17 protein-coding genes are annotated in these 24,887 nt (G+C 63.0%); 6 read left to right on the top strand and 11 right to left on the bottom strand.

Annotation, left to right across the window (positions count from 1 at the left end; genetic code table 11):
* Window positions 1-18 precede the first annotated feature (18 nt).
* Window positions 19-1,656, top strand: a complete 1,638-nt coding sequence (locus ACUIAF_RS06045) for a glycoside hydrolase family 36 protein (RefSeq protein WP_445338172.1) — start codon at window positions 19-21, stop codon at window positions 1,654-1,656.
* 379 nt (window positions 1,657-2,035) lie between these two features.
* Here the strand turns inward: ACUIAF_RS06045 and ACUIAF_RS06040 are convergent, their stop codons facing one another.
* Window positions 2,036-5,518 carry an RCC1 domain-containing protein gene (locus ACUIAF_RS06040; protein ID WP_445338171.1) on the bottom strand — a complete coding sequence of 1,161 codons (3,483 nt, stop codon included), beginning with the start codon at window positions 5,516-5,518 and terminating at the stop codon, window positions 2,036-2,038.
* A gap of 305 nt (window positions 5,519-5,823) precedes the next feature.
* The gene (locus ACUIAF_RS06035) at window positions 5,824-8,583 is read right to left on the bottom strand and encodes a phosphoenolpyruvate carboxylase (RefSeq protein WP_445338170.1); all 2,760 of its coding nucleotides are present in this window, start codon (window positions 8,581-8,583) and stop codon (window positions 5,824-5,826) included.
* 306 nt (window positions 8,584-8,889) lie between these two features.
* On the opposite strand from ACUIAF_RS06035, the gene ACUIAF_RS06030 reads away from it, so the two are divergent.
* Window positions 8,890-10,782, top strand: coding sequence for a threonine/serine ThrE exporter family protein (locus ACUIAF_RS06030; protein WP_445339173.1), 1,893 nt, complete (start codon window positions 8,890-8,892; stop codon window positions 10,780-10,782).
* Here the strand turns inward: ACUIAF_RS06030 and trpS are convergent.
* Complete coding sequence (gene trpS, locus ACUIAF_RS06025) at window positions 10,779-11,864, bottom strand: tryptophan--tRNA ligase (RefSeq protein ID WP_445338169.1); 1,086 nt, start codon at window positions 11,862-11,864, stop codon at window positions 10,779-10,781. The genes ACUIAF_RS06030 and trpS overlap by 4 nt on opposite strands.
* A 153-nt stretch (window positions 11,865-12,017) precedes the next feature.
* Here trpS and ACUIAF_RS06020 point away from each other — a divergent pair, with 153 nt between their 5' ends.
* Window positions 12,018-12,401 (top strand): DUF3073 domain-containing protein, encoded by a 384-nt coding sequence (locus ACUIAF_RS06020; protein WP_445338167.1) that lies wholly within the window; start codon window positions 12,018-12,020, stop codon window positions 12,399-12,401.
* Window positions 12,402-12,428: 27 nt separating this feature from the next.
* Here the strand turns inward: ACUIAF_RS06020 and ACUIAF_RS06015 are convergent, their stop codons facing one another.
* Window positions 12,429-12,848: a sterol carrier family protein gene (locus ACUIAF_RS06015; protein ID WP_198204118.1), complete on the bottom strand. Its 420-nt coding sequence runs from the start codon at window positions 12,846-12,848 to the stop codon at window positions 12,429-12,431.
* A gap of 133 nt (window positions 12,849-12,981) precedes the next feature.
* The gene (locus tag ACUIAF_RS06010) at window positions 12,982-13,212 is read right to left on the bottom strand and encodes a hypothetical protein (RefSeq protein ID WP_015021110.1); all 231 of its coding nucleotides are present in this window, start codon (window positions 13,210-13,212) and stop codon (window positions 12,982-12,984) included.
* 154 nt (window positions 13,213-13,366) lie between these two features.
* Between ACUIAF_RS06010 and ACUIAF_RS06005 the strand changes: the two genes are divergently transcribed.
* The gene (locus ACUIAF_RS06005) at window positions 13,367-14,128 is read left to right on the top strand and encodes a rhomboid family intramembrane serine protease (protein ID WP_015021111.1); all 762 of its coding nucleotides are present in this window, start codon (window positions 13,367-13,369) and stop codon (window positions 14,126-14,128) included.
* Between the two features lie 416 nt (window positions 14,129-14,544).
* On the opposite strand, the gene crgA is transcribed toward ACUIAF_RS06005, so the two are convergent.
* Window positions 14,545-14,985: a cell division protein CrgA gene (crgA, locus tag ACUIAF_RS06000; protein WP_110416662.1), complete on the bottom strand. Its 441-nt coding sequence runs from the start codon at window positions 14,983-14,985 to the stop codon at window positions 14,545-14,547.
* A 90-nt stretch (window positions 14,986-15,075) separates the two neighbouring features.
* Between crgA and ACUIAF_RS05995 the strand changes: the two genes are divergently transcribed.
* Both ACUIAF_RS05995 and ACUIAF_RS05990 read left to right on the top strand, forming a co-directional pair.
* The gene (locus ACUIAF_RS05995; protein WP_445338164.1) at window positions 15,076-15,828 is read left to right on the top strand and encodes a DUF881 domain-containing protein; all 753 of its coding nucleotides are present in this window, start codon (window positions 15,076-15,078) and stop codon (window positions 15,826-15,828) included.
* The gene (locus ACUIAF_RS05990) at window positions 15,829-16,944 is read left to right on the top strand and encodes a class E sortase (protein ID WP_445338162.1); all 1,116 of its coding nucleotides are present in this window, start codon (window positions 15,829-15,831) and stop codon (window positions 16,942-16,944) included.
* A gap of 237 nt (window positions 16,945-17,181) precedes the next feature.
* On the opposite strand, the gene pknB is transcribed toward ACUIAF_RS05990, so the two are convergent.
* Genes pknB through ACUIAF_RS05965 form a run of 5 tightly spaced genes read right to left on the bottom strand, consistent with a single transcriptional unit; the run spans window position 17,182 to window position 24,884 of the window.
* A complete protein-coding gene (gene pknB / locus ACUIAF_RS05985) occupies window positions 17,182-19,344 on the bottom strand; it encodes a Stk1 family PASTA domain-containing Ser/Thr kinase (protein ID WP_198216698.1) in 2,163 nt (720 codons plus the stop codon).
* On the bottom strand, window positions 19,341-20,333 hold the full coding sequence (locus ACUIAF_RS05980; protein WP_198216697.1) for a serine/threonine-protein kinase: 993 nt from the start codon (window positions 20,331-20,333) through the stop codon (window positions 19,341-19,343). Before ACUIAF_RS05980 ends, pknB begins: the two co-directional genes overlap by 4 nt.
* A complete protein-coding gene (locus ACUIAF_RS05975) occupies window positions 20,330-21,793 on the bottom strand; it encodes a peptidoglycan D,D-transpeptidase FtsI family protein (protein ID WP_198216696.1) in 1,464 nt (487 codons plus the stop codon). Before ACUIAF_RS05975 ends, ACUIAF_RS05980 begins: the two co-directional genes overlap by 4 nt.
* A complete protein-coding gene (locus ACUIAF_RS05970; RefSeq protein ID WP_445338159.1) occupies window positions 21,790-23,313 on the bottom strand; it encodes an FtsW/RodA/SpoVE family cell cycle protein in 1,524 nt (507 codons plus the stop codon). The genes ACUIAF_RS05975 and ACUIAF_RS05970 overlap by 4 nt, the downstream gene beginning before the upstream one ends.
* Window positions 23,310-24,884, bottom strand: coding sequence for a BofC C-terminal domain-containing protein (locus ACUIAF_RS05965; protein ID WP_110416667.1), 1,575 nt, complete (start codon window positions 24,882-24,884; stop codon window positions 23,310-23,312). The genes ACUIAF_RS05970 and ACUIAF_RS05965 overlap by 4 nt, the downstream gene beginning before the upstream one ends.
* Window positions 24,885-24,887: the final 3 nt, after the last annotated feature.

Here is a 24,887-nt window from a genome sequence, read left to right as displayed (position 1 = left end):
ATGAAGGAGCACTGAATCATGAACCCAACCAGCCTTAGCCTGGGAGAGCCGGACTGGATTACGCTGACCACCGATGCCGACAGGGAGACAGCGCCCGCAGGCAGGCCTTTCCACGCAGCCCCCGATGCGAGGGTCAGCCTCAAGGGCGAATCCGCTCTGACGGTCAGCCTGACCGCCGGCTCCACCCCCATCCGGTCCCTGGCGCTGCGCTGGACCAGGCCCATGTCCTCCGACGACCTCTACCTGGGCGATGCCTGGGAGCGTGGCTACGGCCGCATGGGTTTCCAGACCATGCGTGCCAACCGGTTCATGCCCTGGTACTTCCTGGCGGCGGGTCAGGAGCAGGCCGAGGGGTACGGGGTGGCCACCGGTGCCAACGCTTTCTGCTTCTGGCAGGTCGATACGGCCGGCATCACCCTCTTCCTGGACCTGCGCAACGGCGGCAGTGGCCTGGTGCTGGACGGTCGGGAGCTTGAAGCGGCCACCATCATCTGCTTGCAATATCCGCTCCAGGAGCGGGCTGGCGCCCCGGTCTTTGCTGTGGCCAGTGACTTCTGCTCCCGGATCAGCCGCAAGGGCCTTATGCCCCCTGAGCCGGTCTACGGGAGCAACAACTGGTACTACGCCTACGGGGACTCCAGCCGTTCCCGGATTCTTGCCGATGCTGAGTATCTGGCCGACCTGACCCAGGGCAACGCCCACCGCCCCACCATGGTTGTGGATGACGGCTGGCAGGACCACCACCGGCTTGAGGACTACAACGGCGGCCCCTGGCGGCGTGGCAACCAAAAGTTCGGCGACATGGGCGCCCTGGCCGACCAGATCAAGGCCATGGGCATCAAACCGGGCATCTGGTACCGTCCGCTCCTCAACGAGGACGAGGCCATTGCCGACCAGTTCAGGCTCCCGCACAACGGATGCCTGGACCCCTCGAACCCGCAGGCCCTGGACTACATCCGCCAGGACGTCGCCCAGCTGGGGGAGTGGGGCTACCAGCTGGTCAAGCATGATTTCAGTACCTTCGACCTGCTGGGCAGGTGGGGATTCCAGATGAACCCCTGGCCCAGCCCGGACGGCTGGCACTTCTACGACCGGAGCCTGACCAGCGCCCAGGTGGTCAAGCAGCTCTACCGGGCCATTTTCGAGCAGGCTACCAAGGCCGGGATGCTGGTTCAGGGGTGCAATGTGGTCGGCCACCTGGGCGTCGGCTTCATGCAGATCAACCGGACCGGCGACGACACCAGCGGCCTGCAGTGGGAGCGGACCAGGCAGATCGGAGTCAACACCCTGGCCTTCCGCCTGCCTCAGAACGGGAGCTTCTACGCCACCGACGCCGACTGCGTGGGCATATCCGACTCAATCGACTGGGAGCTCAACCGCCAGTGGATGAACCTGCTGGCGAGGACCGGCACCCCGCTCTTCTTCTCGGCCCGCCCCGGCAGCCTGACCGCCGACCAGGAGGACCAGCTCGGGCAGGCCTTGGCCCTGGCCTCGACCGGCGGCGCCCATGCCATCCCCTCGGACTGGCTGGTCAACGACTGCCCTGAAATTTGGACTGACGACGGCGGCGCTCGCCGATACTCCTGGTATGAGCCGGCTGGCCTGGAGTTCGCGGACATGCCCGAGCGCTACGACGGGTATCTTTCCGCCGTCTAGAAGTAGATGGCGGCCGTGCTCGGTTGGGATGGGCACAGCCGCCTGTTCGCCGGATTGCAGTGATGGGAATCCGGCCTTACTCGTGCGAAGCACAGCGGGGAATATTCGATAATGACATTTACAGAGCCTCCCAAGAACTCTGCCGACTGTCTCCCCAACAGACGGTGCATGTCATTCGTTTCTGCGTCTTTGTACAGTGATACAACCCTATCATCGCGCAATGACTATGACAGCCTGATCCAATGTCGGCGGAACTCACGGCTGACGGAATGAGTAAACAGCGGCCGGGCTGGCTGTGGTTGTATGCCCGTGGCCGTTCCGGCCGTGTTTCCGCCTCCTCCAGGCGCGGGCGGGGGGATTGATCCGTCCCAGGCCTGTCTTACTCGTGCGAAGCGTGCAACAGTTGGTGTGCTTCCCTCCTGTGGCGGCGTGAAGCCAGAACCCCGCCCATGCCGGTCATGCCCGTAGCGAAGGCGAGGAGGATGCCTTCCCCTCCAGCCCGGGGAAGCACGCCTGCAGGCAGGTACGTGTAGGTGAGGGACTTGTTAATCAGGGTGCTTCCCTCGCCGCCCAGCGTGTAGCCCACGCTGACCGTGACCGGGCCCGGCAGGTGTTCAGGTGTCAAGACCGTGACACTGCTGTCGTTTATATAGTTCAGATTCGTGGCAGGGCTGGTGTCGAACGTAACGCTGCTGATCACCGGGGACAGGTTGAACGCCACCGGAGTGGGAATCGATGAGTTGCTGATAGTGCCGTTGCCGAGCTGACCAAACTGGTTGTATCCCCATGCCCAGGTTTTTCCCTCTTTATCGATTCCCAGCGAGTGATAGCCGCCAGCGCTCACTTGTACGGTTGTCACCGCGCCTGCATTCTTGGGGTACTGTACCAGCGCGGGAATCTCCGATTTGCTAGTAGTGCCGATACCAAGCTCACCGCTATCGTTGCCTCCCCACGCCCAGGCGTTACCGTTCTTGTCGATCGCCAGCGAGTGATAGCCGCCGGCACTCACCTGTATGGCTGTCACTGTGCCCGCGTTCTCGGGATATTTCACCATTCCTGGAACAGGATTCGCGTCAGCGCTGCTGGAACCGTTGCCGAGCTCACCCAGTTGGTTCCATCCCCATGCCCAGGTGTTTCCTTTTGTGTCTATTATCAACGAATGATCGGCTCCGGCACTCACCTGTATGGCTGTCACTGTGCCTGCATCCCTGGGGTATTGCACTGGCACAGGGATTGCTGAGTCGATGTTGTTGCCGTTGCCGAGCTGGCCGAACCAGTTCCATCCCCATGACCAGGTGTTCCCCTTCGTGTCTATTGCCGCCGTATGGTGAAATCCTCCGCTGACTTGTATGGCTGTCACTGTGCCTGCATCCCTGGGGTATTGCGCTAGCGTGGGGATTGCTGAGTTGATGTTGTTGCCGTTGCCGAGCTCGCCAAACTGGTTGAATCCCCATGCCCAGATGTTCCCTCTCGCATCAATCGCCAAGGAATGATAGTATCCGGCGCTCACCTGTACAGCTGTCAGCCCACTGCGGGGATCGTTAGGGTCAATCACGCGCAAGGGAACGGTCGAATAGCCGCCGCTACTGCCGTTGCCGAGCTGACCCGATTCGTTATTCCCCCATGCGTACACGTATCCGTCGCTGCCCACTGCCAACGACTGCTCATCCCCAGCGCTGACCTGCACGTATGTGAAATCCGCCGACGCGCCTGCAGGCTTTTTCACTATGACGGGTTTGTTTCGCTGTGTGAGTGTCCCGTCGCCGAGCTGGCCGTAGTTGTTTCTTCCCCATGCGTAAGCGTTTCCGTCACTGCCGACCGCCAAAGTAAACCCTCTGTCTCCGAAATCTCTTGAGCCGCTGATCTGGTTGAATTTGATGCCTTGGCCAGGGGGTGGGGTGATGGTGGTGGTTTCGTTGCCGAACTGGCTGCCCTTGTCGGGGTTGATGGTCCATGTGCTTGGTGTCCATTTGGCGGTGAGGGTGAGGTTGTCGGTGACGGGCTTGCTGAAGTCGTAGGCGATGTCGCTAATGAACCATCCGTCGAACTGGTGGCCTTCGAGCACTGGGTCGGGGGTGGGTCGTTGCACTCGCCCGTACGGGTAGGGGACCTGTTGGGGTTGGGGCGCCTGGCTTCCTCCGTTTGTGTCGAAGCTGACCGTGTGGGTGGAGCCTTGTCGGATGTCTCTGGTCAGCGGCTGGTCGACGGTGTAGTTGAGGCTTCTGGTGAAGGGCTGGCCGTCCTGACTGCCGGTGATGGTGATGGTGGCCTCTCCTGGCGTGTGGGCGGGTATGTCCGTCTGCCAGGCGTCGTTGTTCCTGGTGAGTGTCAATGCTTGGCCGTCCATGCTGGCTGTTTCCAGGGTGGGCGCCTGGGTGGTGTCGAGCCGGGCTGGCTGGCCGGGCCGGCCCTGCCCGTCCAGGCTCCACTGGTGGAGGCCGCCCTGCCTGCTGACGGCGGTGATCCTGCCGTCTGCAAGGACGGCCTGCGTGCATGGCTGGCTGCTGTTGTCCGCCCGGACGGGGGTTCCGCCGGGCTTCCATGCCCAGACGCGGCCCTCCCAGTCGGTGATGATGGCCTGGTTCTTGTCTGCCGTGATCCTGCTTGCTTTCATGCCCTCCGGCGGGCTGACGGCTGTCGGGTTGGTTGTGCTGTCGGCCAGGTACCAGGCCTGCCCGTCCGCGTCCAGGAGGAGGAACCCCTGGTTGAGGGCCTGCGCCTGGACGGTGCGCGTGCCCGGGTCCTGCCTGACGGGTTCGGGCTTGACATCGCCGGGGCTGCTCGTCTCCCAGGTCCAGGCCTGCCCGTCAGAGTCCACGATGAGGGTCCGGCTGGCGGAGGCGGCGGCGGTGACGGCCTGCGCCTTCCCGGGCAGGATGGTCGTGGCCTGCTCCAGGAGTTTCGGATTCGGGTCCCGGCTGTCTTTCTGGCTGTCTTGGAAGGCGTGGACCTGTCCTTTACGGTCCACGGCCAGGAGCCGGTCTCCGTTCAGGCTGATGCTGGTGAACCGGGTGTCCTGTCCGGTGTCGAGGATGGTGGGCGTTGATTGTTGGCTGTCCCAGGTGTAGATGTGCTGGTCGGATCCGAGTGCCGCCTGCCATTGGTCGCCTGCCGCGGCCTGCAGGTAGTGGAACCCGTCGGATGCCTGCGTGGGGGAAGGCACCTGCACGGGTGTGTGGTCCTGTGTCCAGGTGTGGATGCGGCCGTCCCCGGTCAGGCCCACAGTCTGGTCTCCTGCGGCTTGGATGCTCGTGTAGTAGGGTTCCTGCCTGTCGGGCGGGCTGATGGTCAGCCGGGTGCCGGTGGCGGGCCCGTGCTCCGGGCTCAGCTTCCAGTCCGTGGTCTTCGTCCATTTGGCTGTCAGGGTGGTGTCCTTCAGGATGGGGGTCTGGAAGTCATAGGGCTGGCCGTCACGTGTCCATCCGTCGAACCTGAAGCCATCACGTTGAGGGTTGTGTTGCGGGGGCGTGGCGAGGGTGCCGGTCTTCACGCTCGCCTGTGTTGGCTTGCTGCCGTCGGCCGGGTCGAAGCGCACCGTGTGCGCGGCCTGCTCGTCCGTCTTGTCGGATGGCTTGGCCGGAGAGGGGTCTGCGCCGTTGGTGGTGTCCTTCGGCGTTAACGGGGTGCCGGGGTTTGATGCCTGGGGGTTCAGGGGCGGGGCGGTTTCCAGCGGCGAGGGCGAGGGCAGCGGTGTGCCGGCTGCGCTGCCGGGGGTTTGTCCAGCTGTGTGGGGGGTCTGGCGGCCCTCCTCGATGGATGGGGGAGCGTCCGCGTCGGCGGTCGCGGCGCCCAGGCCTGCCAGCAGGCCCAGCAGGAGGATCGTCGTCGCCGAGGCGCGACGCAGACGGGTACCCTGATGCATAAGCCGACAACCTTTCGCCCACACCGGACACAGCCACTTCGAACATCCCCAGGAAGGTGCCGATGAATCCCTGCTTACAACGTTCCATCCGTCAGGAAGCCGTCCAGTTCCCCAGTCCTCAAGCCGCCCCAGCGCCAGCCGTACAAGCCATATCGAAACCCAGCCAACTCCCCAACACCACTACACTCAACATTTTACTCGAAAAAACGCAAAACTCGTGTCAAGAGACGACTGGATGTAATGAGGCCCCGCCTCCTGCTATCTGCAAGAGAACGGGGCCGCATTCTTAAACTACTAAGCGGTAATCAGCCGGTGTTCTGCAGGCCGGCGGCGACTCCCGAAACGGTGCAGAGGATCAGGTAGATGAAGTCGGCCTGTTGACTCTTGCTGAGCTCCTCCTTGTCGTTGCGACGGCGCAGGGTGCGCAGGGCGCGCACCTGGGTCACCGACAGGGCGTCCACATATGGAGAGCGGATCCGGATGGCCTGGCCCAGCACGTGGCGGTGCTGCAGGGGCCACTCGTCACCCACGATCTGCAGGACCCACTTGCGGGTCAGTTCCATCTCCGAGAGCACCTTCTGGCTCAGGTCGTCCCGGTCGCCCAGGGAGAGGTACATCTTGGCGATGCGCTCGTCGGTCTTGGCCAGGCTCATCTCGATGTTGTCGATGAAGGTGCTGAAGAGCGGCCATTCCTCGTAGGCCTGACGCAGGGTCTCCAAGTCGCCGAACTTCTCGCAGGCGGTGCCAAGGCCATACCAGGCGGCCAGGTTGATGCGGGCCTGCGCCCAGGAGAAGACCCAGGGTATGGTCCGCAGATCGTCCAGGGACTTGGCTCCCAGGCCGCGCTTGGCGGGCCGGGAGCCGATGGGCAGCAGGCCGATCTCGTTCAGGGGCGTCACGATGGAGAACCAGGGGGCGAAGTCCGGCGTGTGCAGCAGGTCCAGGAAGCGCTCGTGGGCGGCCTGGTCCAGCTTGTCGGCCATGTCCGCGTACTTCTCGGTCATGGTGGTGTTGCGCTCCTCCACGCTGGGCGCGGACTGGAGCAGGGTGGCCGCGGCCACGGACTCGATGTGGCGGATGGCCAGGACCGGGTTGCCATAGCGGGCGAAGATGACCTCGCCCTGTTCGGTCAGCTTGAACCGGCAGTTGACGGAGCCCACAGGCTGGGCCAGCACGGCACGGTTGGCAGGGCCGCCGCCACGGCCTACGGCGCCGCCGCGTCCGTGGAAGAGGGTCAGATCGATGTTGTGGCTCTCGGCCCACTTGGCGATGCGCTCCTGGGCGGAGTGCAGGGCCAGGGTCGCCGAGACAGGGCCGGCATCCTTGGAGGAGTCGGAGTAGCCCAGCATGACCTCCATCTTGTTGCCGGTCTCCTTGAGCCGGGCCTGGACCTCGGGAATCTTGATGATCTCCTCAAGCACGTCCACCGAGTTCTGCAGGTCCTCCAGCTGTTCGAACAGGGGGATCACGTCGATGACCGGCACGTCCTCGGCATGCTCGAAGGCCAGGCGGTTGAGCTCGTAGACGTCCTTGACGTTCTGCGCCGACTTGGTGAAGGAGATGATGTAGCGGCGGGCGGCCTTCTGGCCGTTGCGCTTCTGGATGGCTCCCAGGGCCCGGAAGGTGTCGAGCACCTCGTGGGTCATGGGCTGCAGCTCGCCGCGCTCGCCGTGTAGGCCATGCTCGCGGATGTCCTCCAAGGCGCGGGCATGGACCAGGGAGTGCTGGCGGAACTCCATCTCCACCATGTGGAAGCCGAAGGTCTGGGCCTGCCAGATCAGATCCTGCAGGGGGCCATAAGCCTGACGAACTGCCCCCGCCTTGGCCAGGGAGTCCTGGACCACGCGCAGGTCGGCGATGAAGTCGTCGCAGTCCGCATACATGAGGTCGGCGTCACGTTGGATGGTGGCCTGCAGACGGTCGGCGATGACCAGGACCACGGCACGGTGCAGTTCGTTGTGCGAGATGGTGGTGGCCCTATCGGTCAGTCGCTCGCTCATCTCCTTCTGGTGGCTCCACAGGCTCCTCAGCTCGGAGCTGGGAGGAGTGGTGGTCACTTCCATGGTCATATTGCGGCCCACGGTGGTGGTGGCCTTGACCAGCGCCTCGAGCATGTGGTCGGAGAACTTGCGCGCCACCTTGCGCGAGACCTTGGCTGTCACGTTGGGGTTGCCGTCCCGGTCGGAGCCGATCCAGCTGCCCGGGTGGAAGAAGGCAGGGCAGACGGGCTTGACCATGCCGGCCTTCTTGCCCAGCATCCAGTCGTCGAAGCGGCGGTAGACCTTGGGAATGGTCTCGAAGAGCGTGGCGTCGAAGATGTCCAGAATGGTGTTGGCCTCTTCGACGGGCGTCGGCTTCTTGGCTGCGATGGGCGAGGTGCGGAAGAGGGCGTCGATCTCGTTGTGCAGCAGACGCTCGTTCTCCTCCAGCTCGGAGCCGCCCAGGCCGCGGCGGACGGCCAGCAGGTTGGCGATGCGCCGGATCTTGCCCTCCACGGCCTTGCGCCGCGCCTCGGTGGGGTGGGCGGTGAAGACGGGGTGGAACTCCAGCTTCTCCAACAGCTCCGAGGCCTTGGCCGGGCCCATCTCCTGAAGGAGCTGGCTGTAGGCGCTGGTCATCTCGTTGATGGGGTCGGTGCCCTTGACTTTCAGGTCCACCTTGCCCTCGCGCTCATGCAGGACCTTCACCCGGTAGTTCTCCTCGCAGAGGTTGGCCAGATGGAAGTAGGTGGTCAGGGCGCGGGCCAGCAACTGGGAATCCTTGACTGAGGTGTCGTCGATCAGGGCCACAGCCTTGGACAGGCCGTCCTCGTCAGGCACGGGGTCCGAGGGGTGGCGGTTGAAGTGCTCGGCGCTGGCCGTCATCACGTCCTCGCGCAGGGAGTCGAACCGCTTGAGCAGCTGTTGATCGAATTCCCCCAACACATCCCTGAGCAGCCGCAGGCACAAGGCCATGTCCTCATCCAACGATTGAGGCAGCTTGCGTTCCTCCGGCCCCTTGGTCCCGGTGCCGGATGTGACCAGGGTCGCATCGGCAGCCGTGATTTGCTGATTACTATCTGTCATCAGTCCTCCTTGTCGAATCGCAGGTTGCCCGGTCTTCGACCATTCCACGGCTCCTCCGCGGTTATTGGTGGTCGGCGTTGCAGGCCCACAGCCTTCGGTTCGATGGCTCGCCGCCCATTCTAGGACGCTTCCGGGTCGGATACGTTTCATGGTCCCATGCGGCGGTGCAAGCTCACGTGACCCGGGTGGAGTATGAATGTGGGTGTGAAATTCAAGAGCAGGAGTTCCAAGGACGGCTATCGCGGCAGGACCGCAGCCGAGGTCAGACGGGTCAGCAAGTACCACACCCACTCCATTCCGCTGGACATGGAGGACATTGAACGCGATTACGACAAGCCCATCGTCGAGGCCTGCATAGCGGCCAAGACCAGCCTGATTGTGCGGGTGGGCATGCTGGAGCTGGGGGCCGGCACGGGAAGCTTCCGCGTGCGCGAGATGATGCACAGGATTGCCTACCCCATGGGCGTGCATGTGCGGGCCGACGTGAACCTGACCGACATCGAGGCCACCTGCACGGATGGTGTGTCTCGGATCACTGAGGTGGTGGACCTGCCCACCACCGGGGTCAACACCGAGCGGATCTGGCTCCTGGAACACTTCGCGGACTGGCTCAGCGTCAAGTGCGGGCAGGCGGGGACCTACCACGCCATGTCGGTGGTCTCCAGGGAGCTGGTGGACAACCTGGACGAGCCGAACGTCTATGCAGCGGCTCGCAAGGCGGTCAAAGAGGTGCTGGCCCAGGACCAGGATGCGGCCAAGGCGCTCAAGGACGCGGTGGCCACTGCCGTACACAACGAGGACGAGATCAGCCAGAGCCGGATCGATGCGGCGGCCATAGACACCAGGACAGCCGCCGGTCTGGGAACCGTAGGCTCCACGCCTCGGCCGGGGGATTCCAACGATTCCAAGGCTGCTTCCGTTTCTGCTGCCGCCGCGATTGAGAATTCAGATTCGAGTGCCGCTGGTTCTGCAGTCACTGAATCTTGTGCAACCAGCCAAGGGAGCGATTCGGGGGCTGAGCGGCCTGCGTCCGGACAATCTGCGTCAACTCAAGGCGAAGCACATGAGAAGGCCAGGTCTTCCGAGAGCGCTGCGTCTTCTGAACAGTCAGCGTCTTCTGACCGGTCCACGTCTTTCAAAGAGGCTGTATCTTCCGATAAGCCTGCCTCCTCTGACAAGTCCGCGTACCCAGAGCCGCAGGCAGCGGGTGGCATCACAGTCCGGCAGGCGCATGAACGCCTGGACCTGATTGAGCGCCGCAAACCCCTCTATTCGCCCCTCTTCTCGGGCTTCGCCTCGGCTGTGGCCTGCGCGGCCTTCGTCTTCCTGCTGGGCGGTGGCCCCTACGACATGGCCGGAGCCTTCGTCGGGGCTGGCATAGGCCAATGGGTGCGCCGTCAGATGCTGGGCAGGCGGATCAACCAGTTCTTCGCTACCGGGGTGGCGGTCATCATCGCCGCCCTGGCCTGCGTCGGCACACTGAGGCTGGTGGGTATCTTCGACCCGGTGGCCCTAAAGCACGACACGGCTTACATCGGTGCCATCCTCTTCGTCATTCCCGGCTTCCCCCTGGTCACCGGCGGCCTGGACATCGCCAAGCTGGACTTCCCTTCGGGGGTGCAACGCATCACCTACGCCTTTTCGATCATCCTGGTGGCCACACTGGGAGGCTGGGCCGTGGCGCGGATGGTAATGCTCAATCCCCAGGGCTTTGAACCGATGAACCTGAGCCCCTGGCTGATGGCCGGGTTTCGCATGATTGCAGCATTCTGCGGGGTCTGGGGCTTCTCGGTCCTCTTCAACTCACCCCAGCGCATGGCCCTGGTGGCCGCTGTCATTGGCGCCCTGACCGACACCATGCGTCTGGAGATGCAGGACCTGCTTCATGTCCCTCCGGAGATGGCCGCCTTTTTGGGCGCCTTCCTGGCCGGCATGCTGGCCACTGTCTGGCGCTCCTCGGTCCGTCACGGCCTGCTGCCGCCCCACCTGGGCTACCCAAGAATCAGCCTGACCGTGCCCTCCATCGTCATCATGGTGCCCGGCCTGTATATGTACAGGGCCATGTTCTACCTGGGGCAGTTCAATACACTCAACGCCCTGGACTGGGCCTTCCGGGCCTTCATGGTCATCATCTGCCTGCCCATAGGCCTGGTCACGGCCCGGGTGCTGACCGACCGTTCCTGGCGGTACGACGTTTAGTAGCTCATGCCCATGGCCGAGCGGACCTGATCAAGGGTCTCCTCGGCTATCTGGTTGGCGCGCTTGTTGCCCTCGACCAGGATGTCGCGCACAGTGTCCATGTCCTTGGCCAGCTCGGCACGGCGCTCGCGGTGGGGTGCCAGGAACTCGTTGACCGACTTGGTTACATAGGCCTTGAGGGCGCCCGAGCCGGCGTTGCCGATCTCCTCAGCGATGTCCTCGGGCTTCCGGTCAGTCACCAGGCCGGCCGTGGTCAGCAGGGCCGAGACCTGGGGGCGGTTCACAGGGTCGAAGGTGATTTTGCGCTCGGAGTCGGTGGGCGACTTGCGAATCAGCTTGGCGGTCTCCTCCGCGGTGGCGCCCAGCATGATGGAGTTGCCGTAGGACTTGCTCATCTTGCGGCCATCCAGGCCCGGGATCTCAGGGGTGTCGGACAGGATGGCATCAGGTTCGGGGAAGACCGGGGCCTGGCCGGGGTAGCGCTCGTCGAAGCGGCGGGCGATGGTCCGGGTCAGCTCCACATGCGGCAGGTTGTCCTTGCCGATGGGCACCACGTTGGCCTTGCAGAAGAGTATGTCGCAGGCCTGGTGGACCGGGTAGGTCAGCAACAGGCCGGTCAGGGCGTGGCCGCTGGCCTCCATCTCGGCCTTGACTGTGGGGTTGCGGTGGAGCTCGGCCTCGGTCACCAGGGAGAGGAAGGGCAGCAGCAGCTGGTTCTCTGCGGGGGTGGACGAATGGGTGAAGATCATGGTCTTCTTGGGGTCGATGCCCGCAGCCAGATAGTCCAGCACCAGGTTGAGCACGTTGTCGCGGATGTGCTCCGTGGTGTCCCGGTCGGTGATGACCTGGTAGTCGGCGATGACGATGTTGGTATGCACGCCGCGGTTCTGCATCTGGACACGCTCGCGGATGGAGCCGAAGTAATGGCCCAGATGGAGCCTGCCGGTCGGGCGGTCGCCGGTCAGCATGGTGTAGCGGCTCGGATTCTTGTCCAGCTCGGCCAGCACCTGGTCGGACCGATGCTTGGCGGCTCTGAAGCTGTCGCTGATCTCATTGCCTGCCGCTGTGACTTCTTCCTGCATGGTCCCACCCTCGTCGTCGTGCCGAATGTCCTTCTGGGAATTGCTTTTATGGTAAAAGTCCGAGCCGACAAGATGCTCAGGTGGTACTCTCATAAATGATGCAAATTCACATTCAAGTTGCCTAAGTGCACGTTACCTGGCGAAGGGGGTCGGATGGGCCGCGGACGTCAGAAGGCTAAGCAGACGAAAATAGCCCGGAAGCTCAAATATCTGACAACGGACACGGATTACGACGAGCTGGCCAAAGAGCTCAGCAGCAAGGAACCCGGAACCAAGGGCAAAGATCCCTTCAAAATGGTTGAAGAGGAGTACTCCAAGCCGGATTCGCGCAAATCGGGGGGCCAGGCTCCCGAGGATTCCCCGGACGATGATCTGGATGATTACGCCCGGTGGGCCGCCGAGGCTGCTGCCAAAGCCACCTCTGGGGAGATGCCAGCCACGCCCAAGCCGCACAAGCGCATACCCATTCCCGTGCCCAGCGCGCTCAAACACCATAAGGACCAGAAGACCGCAGCCAAGGGGTCGGCGAACAAGTAGCCGACCGCCGAGGTAGTCGGCTATTGGTCATACCAGCGGCAGCAGCTCGTGCAGATCGTCGCGTTCGCCCACGGCGCTGATATGCCCGGCGGCGGCTTCTTCGCTCCAGTCGGTGATGCCGGCGGCCAGCCGCAGCCAGACATCCGGGTCCAGCTCGATTACGTCGGGCGGGGTCAGGTTATGCGGGTCGGATGCCGGACCGTCCAGAATCTTGACGGCTCCCCAGGGGGCCACCCTGACCTCCACACCGGGGCCGGGGGCCTTGATCTCCAGCATGTGCAAGGAATAGCGGACCGCCATGGCCTTGCTACGCCTATCCGTTTGTGGGGCCACTGACAGGCGGTCGCCCTCCGGGCCCAGATTATTTGCGGCCTCCTTGGCTGCATCGCGCCAGGTCAGAAAATCCCGGCGGCCCTCTTCCATGTCTGCTTCCCGTATGGCACTCATGGCTCCATTGTGACGCGCCGCCCCAACAGGCGTGTCCAACAGACTGTGGTTAGGCCGAAGTCAGGCATGAAAAAAGGAATCCGTTGCCCTCACGTCCCTGACGCTGGGTCGGATTCCTTCCCGACCGGAACGGTCAGGCCTGTGCGCCCGCTTGCAGAGGGGTCTCGGGATCCTCGGACCCCTTGTCCTCCTCATCCTTGGCCAGGCCCAGGTCGACTGGCGATGAGCTGTTCTCCCATGGCTCCTCCCAGGGATCATAATCCGGGTTCTGCTGCTTGTATACGAACAGAGCGACAACGCCGGCCAGCAGCGTGCCGAAGAGCAGTGCAAAGAACTTCCAGCCGTTTGAAGATGAATTCTCCATGTTTGGCTCCTTTCGACGACTTTCGTCGGTCCTGCCCACTTCGACCGACCTAGTCAACATCCTAGTAGAAAGCGGCGAACTGTGGGGCGCATCGGTGCCATTGCGGCACGGAAACCGCACACCCCGGGCTGGGCTGTCAGGTAAGGTATGGTTCATGGTCAATGGCATGGGCACCGGTTTCACAGGCGGAGGAAACGGTCGGGGGCCGCGGGGATGGATCCGGCGGTACTGGGGTGACCATGCTCCGGTGGTGACCATAGCCATCACCCTGATCTGCATAGTGGCCTGGGTCATCCAGATGGCCCTGTACCTGCTGGCTCCGCTTCGCTACCAGCGGCTTTTGTTGGGTTATTGGGCCTTCGTGCCGATTACGGCCATTCATGAGCCCTGGATGTTTGTGACCAACATATTCCTGCACGCCACCAATGTCTCGCACATCCTCTTCAACATGATCACCCTCTGGGTTGTGGGGCCGGTGCTGGAAAATCTGATAGGTCATGGGCGTTTCCTGGCCCTCTATATGATCAGCGGGCTGGGCGGAGACCTGGGGCTGATGGTCTATGCGGTCCTGGCGCCCAACGGCTGGGGCACGTCGGCCATCGGGGCTTCGGGCGCGCTCTTCGGGCTCTTCGCCGCCATTCTGGTGGTCTACCGCCGTCTGGGGATTGACATCATTTCCATGGTGGTCTGGATGGCCATCAACTTCTGCATGCCCCTGTTCGTGCCCGGCATCGCCTGGCAGGATCATGTGGGCGGGTTCATAGTCGGCGGCCTCTTCATGCTGGTCCTGCTGCACGTGGGCCGGCCTGGCTCCCGGGTGCATGGTCTGCTCTCCTGGCTGTTGCCCACGCTGATCTTCCTGCTGGCTCTGGTTCTGCTGGCTCTGGGCTGCAACATGTTCAACCCCTTGCGCTGAAAATCAGCATCTGCCCGCTGTCGATTGCCTGCCGTTGACGGCCAACTATTTCGTCCTCGTTTTGGGTCCGGTAATTGATAAATGACATGGATGTCATCTATCCACATTTGTTGACAATCTTGTGGATAACCTGGGAATAAGTATTCAGAACTGGTGTATATATGCCTGTAAAAAGTGGATAAGTGAATGCAGAACTCAATCAGCAGTAGGGTTGTGGACGAGTGCCTTAAGCCGTCCACGAGGAATTCGGGCGATTGTGGATAACTTTAGATTGAGTTTCGAATCGGTGGATGAAATAGGTGGAGCTGGAGGCTTGAATCCACACATGCCTGACGCTCAGGTGTGGATGGGCATACAAAGAACCCCACAGCCATGCCTGGACGGTTGCGGGGTTCCTGAAGAGTAATGCTGTTGGATCAGTGCCACCACATGGTCATGAGGAAGCCGACCAGCAGAATGCCAAAGCCCACGGCAAGGTTCCAGTTGCCAATGCCAGGGATGGGGAAGACGCTGCCTCTGACGGAGGAGATGTAGTAGACCACGATCCAGATCAGGCCCACCACCATCAGCGTGACGAAGAGGGGCACGAACCAGCGCGGATTGGCCTTGGTGCTCTTGATGGTGTCCTCCACGCGACGGGTGTTCTCCTCCTGACGCTGCACGATGCGGCGCATCTGCGGAGTCATGTGCTTTTTGTCAACGCTCTGGTTGAGCACGGCCTCCACCTTGTCCATGGACAGGCCGTACTCCTCGTCCTCGGCATCCTCGCCAGTGTCAGCGGTCTTGTCCTCGGCCTCGGTCTTCTTGGCCTCGTCCACCGCATCGTCCTCGTCATCATGGAGTTGATGCTCTGCCATGAGGTTATTCTCCTTCAGTAGATCTACTAAGCCATAGTAGCGGTTAGACTCGAACGTAATACTATCGCAGACGAGGATGAGGGTATGCCTATGACCAGACGGACAGGACGGCACGGTGCGCGCAGGTCCCTGGTCGGCACAGTGGCCGTGGCTGTGGTGCTGGCCCTGGTCGGGTTCATGCTGACCACCAACATCCGCGTCAACAGGACGGTCACGGTCACCTCGGATACGGCCGGGCTGGTGGAGGAGCGCGAGAACAAGGCTGCTGAGCTGCGCAAGGACATCAATGATATGAGCTCGCAGATCAACGCGCTGAAGACCCTGACCGACGACAAGGGCAGCTCGGACCAGGCCCGCGAGGACCCCGGCTCTGGTACGGTGCTCAAGGCCGTCCAGGGGCCGGGGCTGACGGTGACCCTCGATGATTCCCCGCTCTGGCAACAGAAGGTTGGTTCCGACGGGTCGACGGCCAACATCAACGATTACGTCATCCACCAGCAGGACGTGGAGAGCGTGGTCAACGCGCTCTGGGCCGGGGGAGCCGAGTCCATGAGGATCCAGGATCAGCGGGTTCTGCCCACCACGGCTGTGCGATGCGTGGGCAATGTGTTGCTGCTGCACGGCCGAAAGTACTCGCCGCCATATAAGATTTCAGCCATAGGACCAGTCGATCGGATGACCAAGTCCCTGAATGCTTCGCCATCCATCCGAATTTACAAGGAGTACGTGAATACGGTAGGTCTGGGTTGGGATGTCGAGTCTTCGGACAATCTGAAATTCCCTGAGACGACGGCTGTCCTGCAGCCACTCCAGTACGCATCGCTAGATGAGAAGGCACGGTAAATGACGACAGAGGACTCGGAGAACGACAGGACGTCGGTCGATAAACCGGCGGATAAGCGGCGAACCTGGCTGGTGGGCATTGCAGAAATCGTAGGGGAGCTGCTGATTACGCTGGCCGTCGTCTGCGCACTTTACGTGGTCTGGCAGCTCTGGTGGACCGGCGTGCAGTCCGAGCATCAGCAGTTGGAGGCCCGTGCCTCGACCTCCTGGAGCAACCCGGGATCCGGTGACTCCCGCAAGGTAGCCAAGCCTCAGAAAGGGGCGCCACCAGTGCAGCCCAAGCAGGCCTCCGAGGGTGAGCTGATGGCCCAGGCCTACATTCCTCGTTTTGGACAGAATTGGGAGCGCAACGTGGTTCAGGGCACATCGCCCCGGGAGCTGGCTTACGCGGGACTGGGACACTACCCCAATACGCAGATGCCGGGCGAGATAGGCAACGTAGCCCTGGCCGGACACCGTGCCGGTTATGGTGAGCCGCTGGGTCATGTGGATGAGCTACGGGTAGGCGATGCCATCGTTTTGCGCACCAAGGATTACTGGTACGTCTACCACTACACCCGCTACAAGATCGTCTCTGCCGACGAGGTCAGCGTTATCGCTCCCAACCCTTATTCGCCCAACGAGTCTCCTGATCGGCGCATGATCACGCTGACCACCTGTGAGCCCAAGTACACCACGGCCACCCACCGCTGGATAAGCTGGGGCGAATTCGGCTACTGGGCCAAGGTGTCCGACGGAGTGCCCAAGGAGCTTTTGGGTGACCGAGGCGGCAAAGTGGCCTTTGCGGACGACAAGGGCTCCGTCGTGGCCAAGCTGGGTTCTCTGCAACCGATCTTCATGGTTTTGGTAGCAGCCTATCTGATCATCTACCTGGCGGCCCTGGCTGCCTGGCGTTACCCCTTGCTGCGGCAGATTCGCAAGGGCGAGAAGCCCCAGCCCATGATCAGCCTCTACGGCTGGCTGCTGCGGCATCAGTCCGGTATAGCGCCGATCCGCTGGCTTCTGCTGATTCTGCTCCTGTTGGCTCTGGCCTGTGCCCTGATGGAATGGGGCTTCCCATGGCTGGCCAGTAACGTGCCCATGCTCAGACAGATGTCCAACTACTCCACCATCTGACCTAGGCGGCATGGAAAAGCGGCGGGATCGCGGAATCCACTGTGATTCTGCGGTCCCGCCGCTTATTGATGTCGCACATTGCCGACCGCCAGAAGCAATTGCCCGAGGTTTACCCAAGACTCTTCTGCGGCCACAGTCTGGTAGATGCCGCTATGTTCACCCCGTATTAACTCTGACCGGTCCTATATGACCAACGATATGGCTCGGCGGCAAGACTTTGGCCGCCGAGCCATAGGGTCAGTTGCTGGAGCTTACGGTGGTCACCGTGATGGGGGTGCTGTCGTCCACCCTGCTGCCGGCCCCAGGACTGACTGCGGTCACCTTGTCCGTGTCCTTGCCGATGGAGGTCACCCTGTCGGCGCTGACACCGCTGTTGGTCAGCTTCTGCCGGTAGCTGCCCAAGGTCTCGCCCTGGGAGAAGGGCGGGATGCGGATGGCCGTGGTCAGGGTGATGGTGTCCTTGGACTTGTCGAAGGAGGAACCTGAGGTGGGATCCTGGCCGGTTACCTCGGCGTTGTCGTTATTGGGGCCGTTGACCGTGATGTTGACCCCCTGGCCCAGGTTGCGTTTGGCCTCGCCCAGGGTCATGCCGATGTAGTTGCTCAGCTGCATGCCGTTGCTGACGGTGACCGTGATCATGGCTCCCTGCTGGATGGAGGACCCGGCAGCCGGATCGGTGCTGATCACCATATCCTTGGCCACTGTGTTGGAGGCCTGCTCGCGGATGGTGATGTTGAAGTGCAGGTTCTGTAGAATCTTGGTCGCGTCGTCCTTGGTCTTGCCAGACAGATCGGGCACCTTGGTCATACCCGAGGAGATGTAGATCAGGATGCTGGTCCCCTTGGCCACGCTTTGGCCTGCAGCGGGATCCGTGCGGGTCACATGGTCCTTGGGTACATCCTGGCTATCTTCCACTGATGCAGCGGGAGAGACCTTGAATCCGGCCTTCTCCAGGGTTCTGCGGGCCTCCTGCTGGGTCTTGCCCTTGACATCGGGGATGGCCGAGTCCTTGGGCCCGGAGGAGAACCAGACGGTCACTGTGGAGCCCTTGGGAGCCATACTTCCGCCCTTGGGGCTCTGCTTGGTGAAGGTCCCCTTGGGCTCGGCCGAGTCGTTGTCTTCCTTCTCCTGGTATTGGAAGCCTGCGGCGGTGACCTTCTCACGGGCTAGGATCCGCGACATCTGCGCGTTGATGGTGGGTACCTCGGCCATCGGATGACGGTTTCGGCTTAGGACGTTCCACGCGCCCAATCCAGCAAGCAATAGGACCAAAGCCGTCACGATGGCGCCGATGATGATCTGCTTGCGCCGTTTGGACTTCTTCTGGGCCGCCCTGGTGGCCGTGCGCTCAGCCGTGGCTACATCGGTGGCGGCGGCCGGATTGAGCGGGTCCTGAACAGGGTTGAAGGCCTGGGTGGCTGCCGTCTCCTCTTCGGTCAGCGGCAGGGTTGCCGTTTCGGTGCCCTGCTCGGCATCCTTGCGGGCCTTGACATTGGCCAGGTCGGTCAGCGGGTTGAAGGCGGCAGCTACCGGGGTTCCGCCGTTCATGAAGGCCAGGATGTCGCTCTTGAAGGCGGCGGCCGTGGCGTACCGGTTCTGGCGGTCCTTGGCCATGGCCTTGGCGCAGATGGAATCCCACATCTTCGGCAGGCCGGGCACGATGGTGCTGGGTGGGGTGGCCACCTCGGTGACGTGCTGGTAGGCGATGGCCACGGCCGAATCCCCGTTGAAGGGCGGCCGCCCGGTCAGCATCTCGTAGAGGACGCAGCCGGCCGAATAGAGGTCGGAGCGCATGTCCACGCTCTCGCCGCGGGCCTGTTCAGGGCTCAGGTACTGAGCCGTGCCCACCACACCCTGAGACTGGGTCATCGTGGCGGCCGAATCGTCCATGGCCCTGGCGATGCCGAAGTCCATGACCTTGACGATGCCCTGCTCCGAGATCATGATGTTGCCGGGCTTGATGTCCCGGTGGATGACGCCCATGTGGTGGGAGTAGTCCAGAGCGCTCAGCATGCCCAGCATGACCTGCTCGCTGTCGCGCTGGCTCAGAGCACCGTTCTCCTTGAGGATGGACCTCAGGGTCTGTCCCTTGACGTACTCCATGACCAGGTAGGGCACCCGCTCATGGTTGCCCTGGTCGTCGGTCAGTATCTCCTCGCCCGAGTCATAGATGGAGACGATGTTGGGGTTGTTGAGCAGGGCGACCGAGTGAGCCTCCCGCCGGAACCGCGATAGGAAGACCTCGTCGTTGGCCAGATCGGAACGCATGATCTTGACCGCGACCGTCCTTCCAAGACGCGTGTCCACAGCCTTGTGGACCTCGGCCATGCCACCGCGTCCGATCAGCTGTCCCAGACGGTAGCGTCCGTCCGCTAGGGATGGCGGCAGTGTGATGCTCATAGGGTATCCCCTCCGTTCGTCGCTTCAAGGCCGCGCTGTGCGCTTCCTCCTCCATAGTGCCCCCAGAAGGGCCTGAAGATGTCTTTTGCCGCGTGTGGCCTGCTCATAATGCGTCGAGGCATGGGCGCGCGCGGGTCGATGACCTCCGTCTCGCCCAGCTGCTGGTCCAGCAGCCGCTGTTCGATCCTGGCCAGGGTGTGCGAGACTACCAGGGCATTTGCCGGGCGGTCTCGCGGGTCCTTGGCCAGCATGGACATGACGAAGTTCATGAGTTGGTTGTCCACCGAGTCGGGCAGTGGCGGCACAGGGTCGTTGACGTGTGCTGCGGCGATGTCCACCGGGGTGGCGCCGGTGAAGGGCCGGTGCCCGCAGAGCCCCTCGTAGGCCACCACACCCAGGGAGTAGATGTCGGACTGGGGGGTGGCCTGGAGGCCCTGGGCCTGCTCGGGCGAGATGTACTGGGCCGTGCCCACCACCATGCCGTCCTGGGTGATCTGCCCCTGGTTGGTGGAGTAGGAGACCCCGAAATCGGTGATCTTGACCTCGCCGGTGTCGGAGACCATGATGTTGGCCGGCTTGACGTCCCGGTGGATGACCCCGTGGGAGTGGGCCACGTAGAGCCCTCGGGCCGTCTGTATCAGGATGGGCAGCAGCTCGATGGGGTCCAGGGCGCCCCGGTCCCGATAGATGTCTGCCAGGGATTGGCTGGGCACGTATTCCATGATCAGGAATCCGATGCCGTCGTGCTCGTAGTACTCGAAGAGGGCGGCGATGTTGGGGTGGGCCAGGTTGGCGGAATTGTGCGCCTCGGCCCGCAGCCGCAGCAGCTTGGACTCCTCGTTGGTCAGATCCTCGCGCAGGGCCTTGATGGCCACAACTCGTCCCAGTTCGATGTCATAGCCCTTCCAGACTTCGCCCATGCCCCCTTGGGCCAGGCGACGGTCCAGACGGTACCGTCTATGGATGAGCTGTCCTTGTACCAGTTTCACTTGGCAGCCTCCTGCATGATGCGTTTCATGATTGGCCCGGCAATGTCTATGCCATAGGAGGAGATTCCATGCACCACGACGGCTACGGCTACCTTGGGTTTGTCGGCCGGAGCGAATCCTACCATCCACCCGTCATTTGCCGTATTGCCCGTGCCGATCTGGGCTGTGCCGGACTTGGAGGCCACCTGCACTCCTGGAATCTCAAGCTCCGGGTAGCTCTTGGTGGTTACTGCCTCCATCATGGTGGTCAGGGCCTTGGCGGTGTCCGATGAGAAGGCCTGTGAGTAGACCGAGGGCGTTGTCTCACTGATGACGCTGAGGTCACTGGAGCGCACCCGGTCCACCAGGGTCGGTTGCATGAGCTTGCCGCCGTTGGCCACGGCGGCGACCGTCATGGCAGCCTGGAGTGGGGTGGATAGGGTGTCCCCCTGGCCGATGGAAGCTAGGGCGATCCGGTCCTGGGACTGGTCCTCGGGGAATTTGGAGGCCACGGCCTTCATGGGCCGTCCTGTGGAGGTGGTCCCGTCCAGGGTGATGGTGGAGCCGTAGCCGAACTTGCGGGCCTGCGCTGCCAGCGTCTTGCCGCCCAGGGCGACCCCTAGCTGGGAGAAGGCCGTGTTGGATGAGTAGGCCAGGGCATTCTCCAGGCTGATCTTCCCGTTGACCCCGCCGGCCGCTGTAGTGGTGTTGGTCAGATTGTAGTTGGTGCCGGGCAATGTGTATGAGGCCCCGGCCGGCAGTTGGCTATCGGGGTGATACTGGCCGGACTCCAGGGCGGCGGCGGCCACAACCACCTTGAAGGTGGACCCGGGCGGATACAGCTGCGAGGTGGCCCGGTTGAGCATGGGGTTGTCGGAACGGGAGGCCAGCTTCTGGTAGGCCTGGGAGGCATCGCCGCTGTCGTGGGCGGTCAGGTCTTCGGGGTTGTAGCTCGGTGTGCTGACCATGGTCAGGATGCGGCCTGTGGAGGGCTCGATGGCCACCACCGAACCGGACAGGTTGCCCAGCATGGCGTAGGCGGCCTCCTGCATCTGGGGATTGATGGAGGTCTCGATGGATGCGCCCTTGTTCTGTGTGCCGGTGAAGAGGGACTTGAGCCGGTCCATCCAAAGACTGTCCGATTGGCCGCTCAACAGGCGGTCGCGCGAAGCTTCGATTCCCCGGTCTGCCGGGCTGGTGATGGAGTAATAGCCGGTGATGGGCGCGTAGACGGGTCCCTTGTGGTAGTGCCGCTGGTACTGGAAGGAGTCGTTGATGGGGTCGGACTGGGCCATGACGGCGCCGTCCGATGTCAGGATGGCCCCCCTGGGCGCCGCATACTCGTGGTAGAGGGCGCGCAGATTGCGGGGGTCCGAGTTAAGGCTGCCCGCCCGGATCACCATGATGATGGAACTGGAAAGCCCCAGGATGACGAAGAGGACGATGACGGCGTTGAAGAGTTGACGCAGGGCCTTGTTCACTGTCCACTTCCTCGAACTTGGCGGACGGGGATGCGACCGGTGGCTGGCAGATCGGTCTCCTCATCCTGTTCGGTTGTCTCGATCGGCCCGGCATGATGACCATGGGGCTCTTCGGAGTCCGAGTCGTCCTGTTCGTCGCGTTTGCTGGTTTCCTGCTGGCGCAACACGGCCAAGGCCTCGTACTTGAAGGTGTCCGAGCTGACCTCCGGCGCAGGCTTGTTGGCCGCGTTGGAGATGATGATCAGCAGGACGGCCAGGATGCAGTTGGCCACCAGGCTGGAGCCACCCGCCGCCATGTAGGGCATGGTCAGGCCGGTCAGGGGAATGACCAGGGTGATGCCGCCCACCACCGTGAAGACCTGGAAGGCCATGGTGAAGACCAGACCGGAGGCCAGAAGCTTGCCGAAGCCGTCCTTGATCTTCATGGCCGTGATCATGCCCGAGGCCACGATGACCAGGTAGAGGGCCAGGACCACCAGCAGGCCGCTCAGCCCCAGCTCCTCGCCCACCGATGTATAGATGAAGTCGGAGTTGGCCAGGGGGGTGATCCAGGGGCGTCCCTGGCCCAGGCCGGTGCCGGTCAGCCCGCCGGCGGCCAGGCCGAAGATGCCGCGCACCAGCTGGCCGGATCCTCCGAAGGCCTTGCTGAACTCAGCATCGCTGAAGGGGTGCAGCCAGGCGTCCACACGGGCACCCACGTGGGCGAAGATCATGGATGCCGCCACAGCCCCGATGACGAAGAAGACCGAGCCGATGGCAATCCAGCTGGTGCGGCCGGTGGCCACATAGAGCATGGACACGAACATAGCGAAGTACATCAGCGAGGTGCCCAGATCATGCTGGATGACCAGGACGGCCAGCGAAATAAGCCAGACGATGATGATGGGGCCAAAGTCCTTGATTCGGGGCATCCGCATGCCCAGGACTTTCTTGCCGCCCACGGCCAGCTGGTCCCGGTGGTCGAATAGGTAGGCGGCGAAGAAGAAAGCCAGGAAGAGTTTGGCGAATTCGCCGGGTTGCAGGGTGTGCGACCCCACGCCTATCCAGATGCGGGCACCGCCGATCTCGCGGCCGATGCCTGGCAGCATGGGCGAAAGAAGCAGGACCAGGCCCACTACCATGCTTACATAGGAGAAGCGGCGCAACAGCCTGTAGTCCCGGAGCAGCACCACCAGCAGTCCACACAGGACCAGGGCCAGACACAGCCAGATCAGCTGGGTGAAGCCCACCCGTGTGGGCTGGCCGATTTGGGCGTTGCGCAGATCTATACGGGTGATCAGGGTGATGCCCAGGGAACTCAGGATGACGATGCCGGGCAGGATGGCCTGGCTGCCGTAAGGCTGAAAAATCTCCAGCAGGACCCAGAGGGCGATGAAGAGGGCGGCTGTGACTGCCAACAGGGCGGCATAATCCTTGGGGAAGTGGCCCGCCACACGGGCGAACATCTGGAAGAAGCAGATGAACCCCACCAGCAGGGAGAAGAGCAGAAGGCCTATGCGGCGCAGACGGGTGATGATCATGACTTCTGCCGCCCGCCCTGATCGGTTTCCGACGGTGAGGGCGAGGCTGAGGGAGAAGCCGACGTCTGGTCGGACTCGTCCTTGGCCTCCTTGGCGTGCTCGCGTTTGAGGTCGCCGGCCTCCTTGCGAATCAGACGGGCGTGCTCCTTGGCGTCGTCCATGCTGGAGACGGTGATGCCCTCTTCCAGCTGGTCACGCCAGGACTGGGGCAGACCCTTGACGGCGATGTCCGTGGTCTGCACCGGGTGGGACAGCGAGAGGGCGAAGGCCTTGGTGGGCACGCCCTGGTAGATGACGACTCGGCCCTGGTCCGTGCCCAGGTAGTACTGTTCCTGGCTCCAGCGGTAGGCAGCCGCCGTGCCTCCGGCCAGGGCAAGGATTACCAGCGTGATGATGCCGGCCAGGATCAGCCGAATCCGCCGGTGCCTTGAGCGCTGACGCTTGCGCTGCTCCAGGTGCTCCTTGTGGATGGCGTCGGCCACGTCCGGGTCGTAGGGGTCGGCAGAGTCCGAGCCGTCCTTCTTGTGGACGACGGGGATCTCGCTGGTGTCGGGCACATGTCGTTCGCCGCTCTCTTCGCGTGCAGCCGAGGGTTGGGCGGTGCGGACATCGTCATCCTCGTCCTCCTGCTTGCCGGCATCCCGGTCCTGGGCCAGGTCGGCGGCCCGCTTGGCGGGGGATTCCCGGGACTCGTCGCGTAGGCGCGGTGCGGCCGCTACTGGCTCATCCAGAATGTCGGCCAGGGCCTCCAGGTTGGAGCTGGCTGCGCCACCGACCAAGGGGGTCTGATGGGGCAGATCGAAGGCATCGGCGTCCAGGGCCAGCGTGGCATCGGCGATGACCACGGTCACGTTGTCGGTGCTGCCGGCCTTCAGGGCGAAAGTGACCAGCTGCTGGGCGCACTCTGCCTGGTCCGAGACAGAGGACAGCACTTCGGCGATGGTCGAGTCCTCCAGAACGCCGCAGAGGCCGTCCGAGCAGATCATCCAGCGGTCTGCGGGCAAGGCCTTGGAGATGGAGATGTCCGGACGGGGGTCGATGTCGAAGTCCCCCAGGACCCGCATGACCACGTTGCGCTGAGGGTGGTTGCGGGCTTCTGCCGGGGAGATGCGGCCGGTGTCGATCAGGTGCTGCACGTAGGAGTGGTCCTGGGTCATCCGGATCAACTTGCCTTCCCGCAGCAGGTAGCCTCGGGAGTCCCCGATATGGGCCAGCACCCAGGAGTCGTCGGCCAGAGCCAGGGCCGTGACCGTGGTGCCCATGCCTGACAGGCGGTGTTCGCGCTTGGCCTTGCCCACGATGGCGTCATGGGCCGCGATGACCGAAGTCTCCATCATCCGGGCCAGGGATTGCACGTCCTGTTCCCGGTCGTCGCGTTCGATGTGGGCCAGGGATCGGATGGCTATGGTCGAGGCTGTATCCCCGCCTGCGTGGCCGCCCATGCCGTCGCACATGGCCACCAGGCGCTCGCCGGCGAAGGCCGAATCCTGGTTGTTGCTGCGCACGTACCCCACGTCTGAAACCGCCGTGGAGTAGAGGAACAGCTTTTTACTCGCATCGTTCCTGGTCATGGG

The organism is Bifidobacterium sp. ESL0822 (genome assembly GCF_052606675.1).
The sequence above is the reverse complement of the archived record's forward strand: the minus strand, read 5'-3'. Positions and strand labels throughout refer to the sequence as shown.

Bases quoted from the DNA above. Each gene is read 5' to 3' on its own strand.
- ACUIAF_RS05970 (WP_445338159.1), bottom strand. From the start codon at position 23,313: ATGATCATCACCCGTCTGCGCCGCATAGGCCTTCTGCTCTTCTCCCTG.
- crgA (WP_110416662.1), bottom strand. From the start codon at position 14,985: ATGGCAGAGCATCAACTCCATGATGACGAGGACGATGCGGTGGACGAG.
- ACUIAF_RS06035 (WP_445338170.1), bottom strand. From the start codon at position 8,583: ATGACAGATAGTAATCAGCAAATCACGGCTGCCGATGCGACCCTGGTC.
- ACUIAF_RS06015 (WP_198204118.1), bottom strand. From the start codon at position 12,848: ATGAGTGCCATACGGGAAGCAGACATGGAAGAGGGCCGCCGGGATTTT.
- trpS (WP_445338169.1), bottom strand. From the start codon at position 11,864: ATGCAGGAAGAAGTCACAGCGGCAGGCAATGAGATCAGCGACAGCTTC.
- ACUIAF_RS06040 (WP_445338171.1), bottom strand. From the start codon at position 5,518: ATGCATCAGGGTACCCGTCTGCGTCGCGCCTCGGCGACGACGATCCTC.
- ACUIAF_RS06020 (WP_445338167.1), top strand. From the start codon at position 12,018: ATGGGCCGCGGACGTCAGAAGGCTAAGCAGACGAAAATAGCCCGGAAG.
- ACUIAF_RS05995 (WP_445338164.1), top strand. From the start codon at position 15,076: ATGACCAGACGGACAGGACGGCACGGTGCGCGCAGGTCCCTGGTCGGC.
- ACUIAF_RS06030 (WP_445339173.1), top strand. From the start codon at position 8,890: ATGGAGGACATTGAACGCGATTACGACAAGCCCATCGTCGAGGCCTGC.
- ACUIAF_RS06045 (WP_445338172.1), top strand. From the start codon at position 19: ATGAACCCAACCAGCCTTAGCCTGGGAGAGCCGGACTGGATTACGCTG.
- ACUIAF_RS05965 (WP_110416667.1), bottom strand. From the start codon at position 24,884: ATGACCAGGAACGATGCGAGTAAAAAGCTGTTCCTCTACTCCACGGCG.
- ACUIAF_RS06010 (WP_015021110.1), bottom strand. From the start codon at position 13,212: ATGGAGAATTCATCTTCAAACGGCTGGAAGTTCTTTGCACTGCTCTTC.
- ACUIAF_RS06005 (WP_015021111.1), top strand. From the start codon at position 13,367: ATGGTCAATGGCATGGGCACCGGTTTCACAGGCGGAGGAAACGGTCGG.
- ACUIAF_RS05990 (WP_445338162.1), top strand. From the start codon at position 15,829: ATGACGACAGAGGACTCGGAGAACGACAGGACGTCGGTCGATAAACCG.
- pknB (WP_198216698.1), bottom strand. From the start codon at position 19,344: ATGAGCATCACACTGCCGCCATCCCTAGCGGACGGACGCTACCGTCTG.